The following is a 14,760-nucleotide window of genomic DNA, read 5'->3' as shown; positions in this document are numbered from 1 at the left end:
TTATGGGACAACTTGTTCGTTTAAATACTGTATTCGGTAATAAAAAACTGCCGGTAATCATTGACCGCGATATTTCGGCGTTGGAAGCTGAAATCCGTGCCTTGCCAGGATTGCGAGCCTTTTGGGATATGAGCGATCCTGCAGTCCGCAATGTATCAGGCGGGCGTATTGTTAAAATTACCGATAAATCAGCTCTCGGCAACCATCTGACGGCGACACCGGAACAGGCTCCCTTACTGGATAACAGTATTTTAGGTGGGGTTTCATCTGCTTATTTTGACGGATCTAAGGGCATGGTTTCGGATACTGATGCCTTCAAAGCCTCAATGAATAACATGACGATTGTCGTGTTTGCTATGAAGAGTGAGGCAACTACTCCGGTAAGTTCGATTTTGGTTTCTGGAAAAGAAAATGCATTCGTTTCTGTTTATGCTCGTAATACAAGTATTTCAATCAACTCTGCCAATTTGGATTTGAATAAGGGTAATCTTATCGGTAAGCCGTTGTCTTTAATTGCTTCAACTGATTTCTCGGCAAACCGCAGTACCATCCGTGATGATAAAGGCTTTAATTCGGGAGCAAATTTAACGCCGCGAAAACTGAAAGACGAGCCCGCGCTTGTGGGTAAATGGCCTGCTTCTGCGAACCCGGAGAATGCTGTTGGCTGGAAAGGTTATGTCGGTCATGTAATGGTTTTTGATGGTTATATTGCAGATAATCAATATACCAGCGACTTGCTCCTTGAATATGCCCGCCGTAAATACAATACTCCGGCTTGGGAGTAATAATGCAGCCGCTTACCTGTAAACAGCGTTAAAATCCGTAGCAACTTCGATAAGGCAAAACAGTCTATCTATCTGTATGTCGAAGAGTGGAGTAATTAAGCGAATGTTTACTGGTTTTAAAACTAATAAAAGACCCATTTAAATCATTTTTAAATGGGTCTTTTGTGCAAAAGTTATTATCTTTGCTGTGCGGCTAGTTGTGTAAAAGTCGCCAATTAGGTGTGCAAAAGTTTTTACCGCCTTACACCAAATAAAAATTTCTTCATCAGGGTTTTCCTATAACGTGTCAGATTGAATCAACCGGGCCGTCTGCAGGACGGTTTTCCCCACCCCGCCGACACTGCCACACGACAGTAGAACACGGCCCCATTCCATATAAATGCATACGACATATTAACGCAAATACCGTTCGATTTCAAACATTCCAAACGGTTAACCGTAACTTTCGGTACTTTTGTGCAAGAATAACAACAGGATAAATATTTCTAATTCAAATGCCAAGATGCACGAATACTCCATAAACACCGGTACATCACTATCCCAATGTTTGACCCCAACACCTGTTATCCCAATTCTGCCGCCAAACCGATAGAAACGACAGGCATATAAAAAGCCCCCGACATCAGTCGGGGGCTTCGGAATGGGTGTTTGGCGGTGACCTACTTTCACATGGAAGAACCACACTATCATCGGCGCTGAGTCGTTTCACGGTCCTGTTCGGGATGGGAAGGCGTGGGACCAACTCGCTATGGCCGCCAAACTTAAACTGTTACAAATCGGTAAAGCCTTAATCAATTATTCGGTGATGACTGAATCAGTCAGTAAGCTTTTATTATTTGAAGTTCTTCAAATGATAGAGTCAAGCCTCACGAGCAATTAGTATGGGTTAGCTTCACGCGTTACCGCGCTTCCACACCCCACCTATCAACGTCCTGGTCTCGAACGACTCTTTAGTGTGGTTAAACCACAAGGGAAGTCTCATCTTCAGGCGAGTTTCGCGCTTAGATGCTTTCAGCGCTTATCTCTTCCGAACTTAGCTACCCGGCTATGCAACTGGCGTTACAACCGGTACACCAGAGGTTCGTCCACTCCGGTCCTCTCGTACTAGGAGCAGCCCCCGTCAAACTTCCAACGCCCACTGCAGATAGGGACCAAACTGTCTCACGACGTTTTAAACCCAGCTCACGTACCACTTTAAATGGCGAACAGCCATACCCTTGGGACCGACTACAGCCCCAGGATGTGATGAGCCGACATCGAGGTGCCAAACTCCGCCGTCGATATGAACTCTTGGGCGGAATCAGCCTGTTATCCCCGGAGTACCTTTTATCCGTTGAGCGATGGCCCTTCCATACAGAACCACCGGATCACTATGTCCTGCTTTCGCACCTGCTCGACTTGTCGGTCTCGCAGTTAAGCTACCTTTTGCCATTGCACTATCAGTCCGATTTCCGACCGGACCTAGGTAACCTTCGAACTCCTCCGTTACTCTTTGGGAGGAGACCGCCCCAGTCAAACTGCCTACCATGCACGGTCCCCGACCCGGATTACGGGTCTGGGTTAGAACCTCAAAGACACCAGGGTGGTATTTCAAGGACGGCTCCACAGAGACTGGCGTCTCTGCTTCAAAGCCTCCCACCTATCCTACACAAGTGACTTCAAAGTCCAATGCAAAGCTACAGTAAAGGTTCACGGGGTCTTTCCGTCTAGCAGCGGGTAGATTGCATCTTCACAACCACTTCAACTTCGCTGAGTCTCGGGAGGAGACAGTGTGGCCATCGTTACGCCATTCGTGCGGGTCGGAACTTACCCGACAAGGAATTTCGCTACCTTAGGACCGTTATAGTTACGGCCGCCGTTTACTGGGGCTTCGATCCGATGCTTGCACATCTTCAATTAACCTTCCAGCACCGGGCAGGCGTCACACCCTATACGTCCACTTTCGTGTTAGCAGAGTGCTGTGTTTTTAATAAACAGTCGCAGCCACCTATTCTCTGCGACCCTCCAGGGCTTACGGAGCAAGTCCTTAACCTTAGAGGGCATACCTTCTCCCGAAGTTACGGTATCAATTTGCCGAGTTCCTTCTCCCGAGTTCTCTCAAGCGCCTTAGAATTCTCATCCTGCCCACCTGTGTCGGTTTGCGGTACGGTTCGATTCAAACTGAAGCTTAGTGGCTTTTCCTGGAAGCGTGGTATCGGTTACTTCATGTCCGTAGACACTCGTCGTCACTTCTCGGTGTTAAGAAGACCCGGATTTGCCTAAGTCTTCCACCTACCGGCTTAAACAAGCTATTCCAACAGCTTGCTAACCTAACCTTCTCCGTCCCCACATCGCATTTGAATCAAGTACAGGAATATTAACCTGTTTCCCATCGACTACGCATTTCTGCCTCGCCTTAGGGGCCGACTCACCCTACGCCGATGAACGTTGCGTAGGAAACCTTGGGCTTTCGGCGAGCGGGCTTTTCACCCGCTTTATCGCTACTCATGTCAACATTCGCACTTCTGATACCTCCAGCACACTTTACAATGCACCTTCATCGGCCTACAGAACGCTCCCCTACCATGCCAGTAAACTGGCATCCGCAGCTTCGGTTATAGATTTGAGCCCCGTTACATCTTCCGCGCAGGACGACTCGACCAGTGAGCTATTACGCTTTCTTTAAATGATGGCTGCTTCTAAGCCAACATCCTGGCTGTCTGGGCCTTCCCACTTCGTTTACCACTTAATCTATCATTTGGGACCTTAGCTGGCGGTCTGGGTTGTTTCCCTCTTGACAACGGACGTTAGCACCCGCTGTCTGTCTCCCGAGGAACCACTTGATGGTATTCTTAGTTTGCCATGGGTTGGTAAGTTGCAATAACCCCCTAGCCATAACAGTGCTTTACCCCCATCAGTGTCTTGCTCGAGGCACTACCTAAATAGTTTTCGGGGAGAACCAGCTATCTCCGAGTTTGTTTAGCCTTTCACCCCTATCCACAGCTCATCCCCGCATTTTGCAACATGCGTGGGTTCGGTCCTCCAGTACCTGTTACGGCACCTTCAACCTGGCCATGGATAGATCACTCGGTTTCGGGTCTACACCCAGCAACTGTTCGCCCTATTAAGACTCGGTTTCCCTACGCCTCCCCTATTCGGTTAAGCTCGCTACTGAATGTAAGTCGTTGACCCATTATACAAAAGGTACGCAGTCACACCACAAGGGTGCTCCCACTGTTTGTATGCATCAGGTTTCAGGTTCTATTTCACTCCCCTCCCGGGGTTCTTTTCGCCTTTCCCTCACGGTACTGGTTCACTATCGGTCGATGATGAGTATTTAGCCTTGGAGGATGGTCCCCCCATATTCAGACAGGATTTCACGTGTCCCGCCCTACTTTTCGTACGCTTAGTACCACTGTTGAGATTTCGAATACGGGACTATCACCCACTATGGTCAAGCTTCCCAGCTTGTTCTTCTATCTCGACAGTTATCACGTACAGGCTCCTCCGCGTTCGCTCGCCACTACTTGCGGAATCTCGGTTGATTTCTTTTCCTCCGGGTACTTAGATGGTTCAGTTCTCCGGGTTCGCTTCGCTTATCCTATGTATTCAGATAAGGATACCTCCTAAGAGGTGGGTTTCCCCATTCGGACACCGCGGGATCATAGCTTTATTGCCAGCTCCCCCGCGCTTTTCGCAGGCTTACACGTCCTTCGTCGCCTATCATCGCCAAGGCATCCACCTGATGCACTTATTCACTTGACTCTATCATTTCAAGAACCTCTCTGACTTTGTTTACCTACCCGTTGACTAGGGAAGCAAACTTGAAATTCCTACTTTGATAAAGCTTACTGCTTGTTGTGTCTTAATCCTGCCTTTTGTGTTTCAGGATTAAGTCGATACAATCATCACCCAAATACTGTGTTTGTTTTCTTTTCTCTTGCGAGAGATTTTTTATCCTTTGCAAAGAATAAAAAATCAAAACAAACTCATTGTCTTTGTTTGTTGATTTCGGCTTTCCAATTTGTTAAAGATCGATGCGTCGATATTTCACTTCGCAAATCAAAATAAGCTGCTAAGTATAGCAGGCTTCCTTTGATTTGTAAAGTGCTTGGTGGAGGCAAACGGGATCGAACCGATGACCCCCTGCTTGCAAAGCAGGTGCTCTACCAACTGAGCTATGCCCCCGTTCTTGGTGGGTCTGGGAGGACTTGAACCTCCGACCCCACGCTTATCAAGCGTGTGCTCTAACCAGCTGAGCTACAAACCCGGATTCTCTTCTTAAGCGAATCTTGTCTTCACTCAAGCTTTTCTCTTCCGCATCTTTTACAGTTTACCGATAAGTGTGAATGCATCAGTCCTCTTCTTTCTCTAGAAAGGAGGTGATCCAGCCGCAGGTTCCCCTACGGCTACCTTGTTACGACTTCACCCCAGTCATGAAGCATACCGTGGTAAGCGGGCTCCTTGCGGTTACCCTACCTACTTCTGGTATCCCCCACTCCCATGGTGTGACGGGCGGTGTGTACAAGACCCGGGAACGTATTCACCGCAGTATGCTGACCTGCGATTACTAGCGATTCCGACTTCATGCACTCGAGTTGCAGAGTGCAATCCGGACTACGATCGGTTTTGTGAGATTGGCTCCGCCTCGCGGCTTGGCTACCCTCTGTACCGACCATTGTATGACGTGTGAAGCCCTGGTCATAAGGGCCATGAGGACTTGACGTCATCCCCACCTTCCTCCGGCTTGTCACCGGCAGTCTCATTAGAGTGCCCAACTTAATGATGGCAACTAATGACAAGGGTTGCGCTCGTTGCGGGACTTAACCCAACATCTCACGACACGAGCTGACGACAGCCATGCAGCACCTGTGTTACGGCTCCCGAAGGCACTCCTCCGTCTCTGGAGGATTCCGTACATGTCAAGACCAGGTAAGGTTCTTCGCGTTGCATCGAATTAATCCACATCATCCACCGCTTGTGCGGGTCCCCGTCAATTCCTTTGAGTTTTAATCTTGCGACCGTACTCCCCAGGCGGTCAATTTCACGCGTTAGCTACGCTACTAAGCAATCAAGTTGCCCAACAGCTAATTGACATCGTTTAGGGCGTGGACTACCAGGGTATCTAATCCTGTTTGCTACCCACGCTTTCGAGCATGAACGTCAGTGTTATCCCAGGAGGCTGCCTTCGCCATCGGTATTCCTCCACATCTCTACGCATTTCACTGCTACACGTGGAATTCTACCTCCCTCTGACACACTCTAGTCACCCAGTTCAGAACGCAGTTCCCAGGTTGAGCCCGGGGATTTCACATCCTGCTTAAGTAACCGTCTGCGCTCGCTTTACGCCCAGTAATTCCGATTAACGCTCGCACCCTACGTATTACCGCGGCTGCTGGCACGTAGTTAGCCGGTGCTTATTCTTCAGGTACCGTCATCAGCTGTCGGTATTAGCAACAGCCTTTTCTTCCCTGACAAAAGTCCTTTACAACCCGAAGGCCTTCTTCAGACACGCGGCATGGCTGGATCAGGCTTGCGCCCATTGTCCAAAATTCCCCACTGCTGCCTCCCGTAGGAGTCTGGGCCGTGTCTCAGTCCCAGTGTGGCGGATCATCCTCTCAGACCCGCTACTGATCGTCGCCTTGGTAGGCCTTTACCCCACCAACTAGCTAATCAGATATCGGCCGCTCGAATAACGCAAGGCCCGAAGGTCCCCTGCTTTCCTCCTCAGAGAATATGCGGTATTAGCTAATCTTTCGATTAGTTATCCCCCATTACTCGGTACGTTCCGATATGTTACTCACCCGTTCGCCACTCGCCACCCAAGAAGCAAGCTTCTCTGTGCTGCCGTCCGACTTGCATGTGTAAAGCATGCCGCCAGCGTTCAATCTGAGCCAGGATCAAACTCTTATGTTCAATCTCTAACTTATAACTTCTGGTCTGCTTCAAAGAAACCGACAGGACAATGTCTAAAACATCATCTTGTCTGTCTTTCAAACAGTGTGAGGCCTAATGCACTCACACTTATCGGTAATCTGTTTTTTAAAGAGCGAATCGAATTATACAGTACAATTTTCAAAAGTCAACTAAAATTATCGAAAATTTCAACCAACTGTGTTATACTGTCTGCTTCGTTTTCTTCACCGCGTCAGCAGCGAAGAACCGAACTATACGCCTCCCAACAAAACCAGTCAACACCTTTCTCGAAATTATTTTCGAAAATTTAATCACTCCCCTGTTTTAACAGGTTTTTTATTTTTCTAAAAACATTCAAATCTTCCCTATTCGCTTCCAATATCCAACCCGGTTCAATACTAAGGCCGTCTGAAAATCATATTTCAGACGGCCTTTTTGAGGTTTTATGTCTATTATTTTAGTCGGCAAACTGTTTTTTCATTCGTTCGCGTCGCTCTTGCGCTTCTACGGACAGTGTCGCGGTCGGACGTGCCAGCAGGCGTTTGAGGCCGATGGGTTCGCCGGTATCGGCACAGAAACCGTAATCGCCTTCGTCAATGCTGCGGATGGTCGCTTGTACTTTGCTAAGAAGTTTACGCTCGCGGTCGCGGGTGCGCAGTTCTAAAGCGTACTCTTCTTCTTGGGTGGCGCGGTCGGCAGGATCGGGGGCGGATTCGTGCTCTTGGAGATGGCCGGTAGTGGTGTTTGCATTTTCAATCAGCTCTTCTTGCATTTTAACCAGTAGTTCGCGGAAGAAGGCCAATTGGTCGCTGTTCATGTAGTCCTCTTCGGGACCATCCCAGTTTAAAATATCTTGTTCTGTCAGCTTTGCCATGGTGTCTGCTTTCGGTTTATGTTAATGATTTGGATGCTACGGGTTTGCTTTTATTGGGTTTTCTTGAATTTCCGTTTTGGAAATTGGGCGAATCATATCATGTTTTACCTATTCATTTGTTCTTTATATTTCGATTTGCACTTTTTTGCACTACCTTACGCCTAAATATATTAATGCGCTTTTTAGGACGTTGTATTTTTGGTCGTTAATACCTGCTGCGCTTTCAGACGGCCTATTGGAGCAACCATATATTCGTTTGCTGGATAAGCTGGGGAAACCATCGTGTCAGCCACAACCATAATAAGAGTGCCAGCAAACTGCCTGAAAAATCGTATCGCCCTGCGCGTAACAGGGAAAACGGTTTGAGCAATGGCTGCAGGATTCGTTCGATGGCATAGGTCAACGGCGAATAGCGGTCCTGTATACTGGACACCATTCTGATAATCAGAGCGATAAGTAATGTATAGGCTGCGGCTTTCAGCATATGGAGTGCGGCAAACCAGAAGTTTGCCAGAATCAGCTTATTGCTGATGGATAATGCCGGCGAGATGAAAATAATGGCGGTACAGGCAAGGTAATACACCAGAAAACCTGCGGGCAGGCAGTACCAATCGGTTTTCTCGCCGCTTGGAAATGCTTTTTGCCAAGGTTTGGTCAGCCAGCCTGTTGCCTGTATGCTGAATTTGAGCAGGGGATGTTCTGCCGCCAATCCTGCGTATCGGAGCAAAAAGCGTGTGATACACAGGATGGCAATTGCGTCTGCCAATAATAGGAGCAAGTCGCCGCGCATGTTCAGACGGCCTTGTATTGTTGCGCCATTTCTTGCGAACGTTTGACGCAGGCTTCCACGCCCTGTTCGATGGCCTCGGCAACGTGACGGGCTTTGAAGGTTTCGATGGCTTCGTGTGTCGTGCCGCCTTTAGAAGTTACGTTTTGCTGTAATTGTGCGAATGCTTCGCCGGTTTGTTCGGCCAAAGCCACTGCGCCTTTAAATGTGGCGAGGCTCAGTTCGCGTGCGTCTTGCTCGTTGAAACCTTGTGCCAAAGCCGCATTTTGGAGCGCGCCCAAAAGATAGAAAACATAAGCGGGGCCGCTGCCGCTGATGCCGGTAATATTGTGGAGTTGCTCTTCCTCGTTCAGCCAAACGGTTGTGCCGACAGAGCGCATGATGCCGTCTGCGGCTGCGCGGTCGGCTTCTGAAACACTTACATCGGCAAACATACCGGATACACCCAGGCCGATTTTGGCCGGCGTATTGGGCATGATGCGCACGATACGGCGTGTGCCGCCCAGATAATGGCTGAGGGTATCGATGGACAATCCGGCCGCTACGGACAACACCAGCGCGCCATTCAAACGGATGTTTTGACAGGCTGCCTGCATGTCTTGCGGTTTGACGGCGAGAATGAGGACGTCGTCCGCGCTCAATTCGGGCAGGTTTTCAGAAGTGGCTACGCCCAATTCTTGAACCAGCTGCGCCCGTCTTTCGGCGCCGCGTTCGACAATGTGGACACGATAGCCGTCTTGTTTGACCAAACCGCCTGCAATGGCAGTCGCCATATTGCCGCCGCCGAGAAAATAGATATTCATAATATATGTCACTCCTTTGTGATATCGATCAGGCCGTCTGAAACTGCTGTCTGCCCTGTTCAGACGGCCATTAATTTTACGCTTGAGGATAATGCCGCTTGCCGAAAATCGCGCTGCCGATGCGGACATGGGTTGCGCCGCATTCTACCGCGATTGGCATATCGCCGGACATACCCATAGACAAAACATCTGCTTCTACGCCTGCCGCGTTCAACTCAGCCAACAGCCGTTGCATGATGTGAAACTGGCTGCGCAACTCATCGTCGCTGCTGTCGGCCTTGGCCACACACATCAATCCGCGCACTTGAATATTCGGCAACTTGGCCACTTCAAGGGCCAGCCCGACCGCTTCATCGGGCGCCACGCCGTGTTTCGCCTCTTCCGCGGCAATGTTCACTTCAATGCACACCTGCAACGGCGGCATTTCAGACGGCCTTTGTTCGCTCAAGCGCCGCGCCGTTTTCAGACGGCCTATCGTATGCACCCAATGTGCGCGCTCGGCCACAAATTTGGTTTTATTAGACTGCACATCGCCGATAACGTGCCAAACAATATCCGGCAAATCGGCCAGCGTTTCCGTTTTTTCAAACCATTCCTGAATATAGTTCTCGCCAAAATCGCGCTGACCGGCCGCATACACTTCGCGGATATCGTCTGCCGGAAATGTCTTACTGACCGCCACCAGCTTTACCGCATCCGCAGGCCGCCCTGCAGCCTCAGCCGCCTGTTCAACCGCCCGGCATACGTCCCGATAGTTTTGTTGCAATACCGACATGGTTTTCTCCTTTAACCCGTTCATCACTCGGCATTTTGAAAATTTTACTTGGTCGAACGGATTTATCTATTTAAAATAAAGCGATTTTATTATTCTAAACCAAAACAAGGCCACATTATGCAGATTACCGACTTACTCGCGTTCGGCGTGAAAAACAAAGCCTCCGACCTCCATTTGAGTTCGGGCATTTCCCCTATGATACGCGTACACGGCGACATCCGCCGCATCAACCTGCCCGAGATGAGCTCGGAAGAAGTCGGTACCATGATTACCTCGGTCATGAACGACCACCAGCGCAAGCTCTATCAACAAGATTTTGAAGTCGATTTCTCATTTGAGCTGCCTAATGTTGCCCGTTTCCGCGTCAACGCCTTTATGACCGAACGCGGCCCGGCCGCCGTATTCCGTACCATTCCGAGTACCGTCCTGACGCTGGAAGAATTGCGTGCGCCGCGCATTTTCCAAAAAATTGCCGAAAATCCGCGCGGTTTGGTCTTGGTAACCGGCCCGACCGGTTCGGGTAAATCCACCACGCTGGCGGCGATGGTCAACTACATCAACGAAACCCAACCGGCCCACATTCTGACCATCGAAGACCCGATTGAGTTCGTCCACCAAAGCAAAAAGGCGCTCATCAACCAACGCGAGCTGCATCAGCACACCCACAGTTTCACCAACGCCCTGCGTTCCGCCCTGCGCGAAGACCCCGACGTGATTTTGATCGGCGAGATGCGCGACCCTGAAACCATCTCCCTCGCCCTGACCGCCGCCGAAACCGGCCACTTGGTTTTCGGCACGCTGCACACGACCGGCGCCGCCAAAACCATCGACCGTATTGTCGACGTATTCCCAGCCGGCGAAAAAGAAATCGTGCGCTCCATGTTGTCCGAGTCCTTGCGCGCCATCATTTCCCAAACCCTGCTGAAAACCCGCGACGGCAACGGCCGCGTCGCCGCGCACGAAATCCTGATTTCCACACCGGCCGTGCGCAACCTCATCCGCGAAAACAAAATCGCCCAAATCAACGCCGCCCTCCAAACCGGTCAGGCCCACGGTATGCAAACCCTCGATCAAGCCCTGCAAACCCTTGTCCGCCAAGGCACCATCAGCCCCGAGATGGCACGCAGCAAAGCGCAAAACATCGAAAACCTCTCTATTTTCTAAACTATACTCAGGCCGTCTGAACCCCATCATCCCGTTTTTAGACGGCCTTTGAGCCTGACCGAATACCCGTTTTAAAGAGAATCATCATGAGCGACCTCGCCCCTCTGCACGACCTGTTAAGCGAAATGGTGCAAGCCTACTCACAAAAAAACCAAGCACCGCACATCCCCACACCGGCCGAAATCGGCACGCATCTTCACCCCCTGCTCGACCGCATGTGTGAAGAGGCTGAAAAACGCAACGCTTCCGACATCTTCATCAGCGCAGGCTTTCCCCCTGCCATCAAAGTCGGCGGCACCCTCACGCCCATGCCCCACAAAGCACTGACCGGCGCGGACACCGCCGCCATCGCCGAATCCACCATGAACCCCGACCAGCTCGAAGCCTTCAACCGCGACTGGGAAATCAACTATTCCGTCCAATCGCGCAGCAACACGCGCTACCGCGTCAACGCCTACCACGAGCAAGGCCGCGTCGGCATGGTATTGCGCCGCGTCAGCCAAGACATTCCCGAAATGAAGACCCTCGGTTTGCCCGAAAAACTCCAAGAGCTCGCTCTTGCACCACGCGGCCTGCTGATCCTCGCCGGCCCGACCGGTTCGGGCAAATCCACCACCATGGCCTCCATGCTCAACTACCGCAACCAAAAGCTGCCCGGCCATATCGTTACCATCGAAGACCCCATCGAGTTTATCTACAAACCTTGCCGAAGCATCTTTACCCAGCGCGAAATCGGCATCGATACCGACAACTGGAAAACCGCCGTTCAAAGTGCCATGCGTCAAGCACCCGACGTCGTCTGTATCGGCGAAGTCCGTAGCGAAGAAAGCATGGAATACGCCCTCCAACTGGCTCAAACCGGCCATCTGTGCGTTTTCACCATCCACGCCAGCACAGCCTCCCAAACCATCGAGCGCATCATTAACTTCTATCCGGAAGACCGCCGCCAACAGGTTTTGATGGATTTGGCGTTAAACCTCGTCGGCATCATCGGCCAACGCCTCGTCGTCAAGAAAAACCGCCAACGCACGGCCGTTACAGACCTCCTGCTCAACACTCCGGCCATGCAGGACTTGATTTTCAAAGGCGAATTGCTGGAAATCCGCGACCTGATGGCACGCTCCGGCAGCAACGGCATGCAGACGTTCGACCAAAACCTCTTCAACCTCTATGCACAAGGCCAAATCGAACTCAGCGAAGCCCTGCGCCAAGCGTTTTCCGCCAACGATTTGCGCCTGCGCATTCAAATGCACGACGAGGGCAACAATACCGAGCGTCTCTACGACCGCATCAGCGACCTCAACCTGATGACCTGATGACGCAGGCCAAACAAGGCCGTCTGAACAGATGCGGAAACGAAATCAAGTATTTCGCCGTATCCGTTCAGACGGCCTTATCTCATTTAAAGCATTCTGAAACCGACTGAAAATCCTGTTAAAATCCAATCATTCATCTCATAACAAATAAAACAACCCAACCATGAACACCCCGCCGCTCAAACCTCTGATCATTGCCTCCCTACCCGTCTTCGCCAGCGTATTCATCGCCGCCACACTCGTTTGGCACTTTAACACCCCCAAACTCGCCATGCCCTTCGTACTCGGCATTATTGCCGGCGGTTTGGTCGATTTGGACAACCGCCTCACAGGCCGTCTGATAAACATCGTTATCACCGTCACCCTGTTTACCCTCTCCTCACTGCTTGCCCAAAGCACCATCGGCACAGGCGTTCCCTTCATCTTGGCCATGACCCTGATGACTTTCGGCTTCACCATCCTCGGCACCGTCGGCCTCAAATACCGCACCATCGCTTTCGGTGCGCTCGCCGTCGCCACCTACACCACGCTGACCTACACCCCCGAAAGCTACTGGCTGACCAATCCCGTCATGATTCTGCTGGGCACAGTCCTATACAGCGTCAGCACCCTGATCTTCCAAATCATCCTGCCCCACCGCCCCGTCCAAGAAACCGTTGCCAACGCCTACGATGCACTCAGCAACTACTTCGATGCCAAAGCCGACTTTTTCGACCCCGACGAAGCCGCATGGTTGGGCAACCGCCAAATCGACCTGGCCATGAGCAACACCGGCGTGATTACCGCCTTCAACCAATGCCGTGCCGCACTTTTCTACCGATTACGCGGCCAACACCGCCATCCGCGCACCGCCAAAATGCTGCGCTACTACCTCAGCGCGCAAGACATGCACGAACGCATCAGCTCCGCCCACGTCGATTACAGCGAAATGGCCGAGCAGCTCAAAAACACCGACCTCATCTTCCGCATCCGCCGCCTGCTCGAAATGCAGGGTCAGGCGTGCCGCAACATTGCCGCCACCCTGCGCAACAACAAACCCTACACATACAGCAAACGCCTCGGCCGCGCCATGGAAGGCTGCCGCCAATCCCTCGGCCATTTTGCCGAAACCCACGCCGACAATGCCAACCTCCACAATATCCGCCGCCTGCTCGACAACCTCAGCAGCGTCGATTACCAACTGCGGCAACTGCAAAACGATGCGTCCCTTGCCGAAAGCGACAACACCGACACCCGCATCGCCGCCCTTGAAAACACCAAGTTCCGCAACATCGGCGAAACCGTCCTCAGCCAGCTCAATTTCGAATCCGGCGTCTTCCGTCATGCCACCCGCCTTTCCATCGTCGTGGCCGCGGCCTGCATCATCGTCGAAATCCTCCATCTCAACCTCGGCTACTGGATTCTGCTGACCGCCCTCTTCGTCTGCCAGCCCAACTACACCGCCACCAAAAGCCGCGTGTACCAACGTATCGCCGGTACAATTCTCGGCGTGATTGTCGGTTCGCTCGTCCCCTACTTCACCCCGTCCGTTGAAACCAAGCTTTGGATTGTCATCGCTAGCACCACCCTGTTTTTCATGACCCGAAGCTACAAATACAGCTTCTCTACCTTCTTCATCACCATCCAAGCCCTGACCAGTCTCTCGCTTGCCGGTTTGGACGTGTACCACGCCATGCCCATCCGCATCATCGACACCATCGTCGGTTCCGTTATCGCATGGGCCGCCGCCACCTACCTCTGGCCCGATTGGCGTTACCTCACCCTCAGCCACACCGCCGCCCAGACCATCACTGCCAACGGCCGCTATCTCGACGCCATCCTCGACCAGCTGCAAAACGGCAGCCGCGACGATGTCGACTACCGCCTCACCCGCCGCCAAGCCCACGAAAGCACCGCCGCCCTCAGCAGCACCTTATCCGACATGAGCAGCAACCCGAAAAAATACCAAGACCGCCTGCAAGACGGTTTTACCCTGCTCAAAACCAGCTATGCGCTGACCGGCCACATTTCCGCCCTCGGCGCATACCGCGACCAGGTTCATCACGACGGCAGCGATACCTTCGCCCCATATGCCCGCCTGACCCACCACATCGCCGAACTCCTCAAACAAATGCCGCAGACCGAACCGGCCACCTTCGATGCAAGCATCGAAGCCATCCGACAGGAGTTTGCCGATTTGGAGCAGACCGACAAAGAGCAGTCCCAACAAAACCAAATCCTCAAACACCAGCTCGACCTTATCATCCGCCAGCTTGCACCGTGTTATCAGGCATTGCACAGACAGTCGGATACGCAAACCGCCTAAACCGATAACACATTTCAACAAAATAAATAAGGCCGTCTGAAACCTGATTTCCAGAT

General features: G+C 51.6%; 8 protein-coding genes, 2 tRNA genes and 3 rRNA genes. 4 read left to right on the top strand and 9 right to left on the bottom strand.

Annotation, left to right across the window (positions count from 1 at the left end):
- Window positions 1–2 precede the first annotated feature (2 nt).
- Entirely contained in the window at window positions 3–785 is a 783-nt protein-coding gene (locus tag RRV97_RS09610) for a hypothetical protein (protein ID WP_315611391.1), read from the top strand.
- A gap of 646 nt (window positions 786–1,431) precedes the next feature.
- On the opposite strand, the gene rrf is transcribed toward RRV97_RS09610, so the two are convergent.
- From rrf to RRV97_RS09565, 9 genes are all read right to left on the bottom strand, one after another.
- A 5S ribosomal RNA gene (rrf, locus tag RRV97_RS09605) occupies window positions 1,432–1,545 on the bottom strand.
- A gap of 95 nt (window positions 1,546–1,640) precedes the next feature.
- Window positions 1,641–4,529, bottom strand: a 23S ribosomal RNA gene (locus tag RRV97_RS09600).
- Window positions 4,530–4,876: 347 nt separating this feature from the next.
- A tRNA-Ala gene (locus tag RRV97_RS09595) sits at window positions 4,877–4,952 on the bottom strand.
- A gap of 5 nt (window positions 4,953–4,957) precedes the next feature.
- A tRNA-Ile gene (locus tag RRV97_RS09590) sits at window positions 4,958–5,034 on the bottom strand.
- A 105-nt stretch (window positions 5,035–5,139) separates the two neighbouring features.
- Window positions 5,140–6,680 (bottom strand): 16S ribosomal RNA (locus RRV97_RS09585).
- Together the 16S, 23S and 5S rRNA genes with 2 tRNA genes alongside form the textbook arrangement of a ribosomal RNA operon.
- Window positions 6,681–7,137: 457 nt before the next feature.
- Complete coding sequence (gene dksA / locus RRV97_RS09580) at window positions 7,138–7,554, bottom strand: RNA polymerase-binding protein DksA (RefSeq protein ID WP_003747644.1); 417 nt, start codon at window positions 7,552–7,554, stop codon at window positions 7,138–7,140.
- 232 nt (window positions 7,555–7,786) lie between these two features.
- Window positions 7,787–8,344 (bottom strand): YggT family protein, encoded by a 558-nt coding sequence (locus RRV97_RS09575; protein WP_315611390.1) that lies wholly within the window; start codon window positions 8,342–8,344, stop codon window positions 7,787–7,789.
- A gap of 2 nt (window positions 8,345–8,346) precedes the next feature.
- Window positions 8,347–9,144, bottom strand: a complete 798-nt coding sequence (gene proC, locus RRV97_RS09570; protein WP_315611389.1) for a pyrroline-5-carboxylate reductase — start codon at window positions 9,142–9,144, stop codon at window positions 8,347–8,349.
- Window positions 9,145–9,220: 76 nt separating this feature from the next.
- Complete coding sequence (locus RRV97_RS09565; RefSeq protein ID WP_295701159.1) at window positions 9,221–9,919, bottom strand: YggS family pyridoxal phosphate-dependent enzyme; 699 nt, start codon at window positions 9,917–9,919, stop codon at window positions 9,221–9,223.
- 117 nt (window positions 9,920–10,036) lie between these two features.
- On the opposite strand from RRV97_RS09565, the gene RRV97_RS09560 reads away from it, so the two are divergent.
- The 3 genes from RRV97_RS09560 (at window position 10,037) to yccS (ending at window position 14,704) form a co-directional block, all read left to right on the top strand.
- Complete coding sequence (locus RRV97_RS09560) at window positions 10,037–11,083, top strand: type IV pilus twitching motility protein PilT (protein ID WP_070822537.1); 1,047 nt, start codon at window positions 10,037–10,039, stop codon at window positions 11,081–11,083.
- Window positions 11,084–11,169: 86 nt separating this feature from the next.
- Window positions 11,170–12,399: a PilT/PilU family type 4a pilus ATPase gene (locus RRV97_RS09555; RefSeq protein WP_070646398.1), complete on the top strand. Its 1,230-nt coding sequence runs from the start codon at window positions 11,170–11,172 to the stop codon at window positions 12,397–12,399.
- A gap of 163 nt (window positions 12,400–12,562) precedes the next feature.
- The gene (yccS, locus tag RRV97_RS09550; protein ID WP_315611388.1) at window positions 12,563–14,704 is read left to right on the top strand and encodes a YccS family putative transporter; all 2,142 of its coding nucleotides are present in this window, start codon (window positions 12,563–12,565) and stop codon (window positions 14,702–14,704) included.
- The last annotated feature ends 56 nt before the right edge of the window (window positions 14,705–14,760 follow it).

This window comes from Neisseria sp. DTU_2021_1001991_1_SI_NGA_ILE_055, from assembly GCF_032342915.1.
In the GTDB taxonomy this organism is placed as follows: Bacteria; Pseudomonadota; Gammaproteobacteria; order Burkholderiales; family Neisseriaceae; genus Neisseria.
Note: the sequence above shows the minus strand (reverse complement) of the source record. Positions and strands in the feature narration are given on the sequence as shown.

What these genes read in the sequence shown, in the direction of transcription:
- RRV97_RS09610 (WP_315611391.1), top strand. Translation starts at nt 3, where the DNA reads ATGGGACAACTTGTTCGTTTAAATACTGTATTCGGTAATAAAAAACTG.
- dksA (WP_003747644.1), bottom strand. Translation starts at nt 7,554, where the DNA reads ATGGCAAAGCTGACAGAACAAGATATTTTAAACTGGGATGGTCCCGAA.
- RRV97_RS09575 (WP_315611390.1), bottom strand. Translation starts at nt 8,344, where the DNA reads ATGCGCGGCGACTTGCTCCTATTATTGGCAGACGCAATTGCCATCCTG.
- proC (WP_315611389.1), bottom strand. Translation starts at nt 9,144, where the DNA reads ATGAATATCTATTTTCTCGGCGGCGGCAATATGGCGACTGCCATTGCA.
- RRV97_RS09565 (WP_295701159.1), bottom strand. Translation starts at nt 9,919, where the DNA reads ATGTCGGTATTGCAACAAAACTATCGGGACGTATGCCGGGCGGTTGAA.
- RRV97_RS09560 (WP_070822537.1), top strand. Translation starts at nt 10,037, where the DNA reads ATGCAGATTACCGACTTACTCGCGTTCGGCGTGAAAAACAAAGCCTCC.
- RRV97_RS09555 (WP_070646398.1), top strand. Translation starts at nt 11,170, where the DNA reads ATGAGCGACCTCGCCCCTCTGCACGACCTGTTAAGCGAAATGGTGCAA.
- yccS (WP_315611388.1), top strand. Translation starts at nt 12,563, where the DNA reads ATGAACACCCCGCCGCTCAAACCTCTGATCATTGCCTCCCTACCCGTC.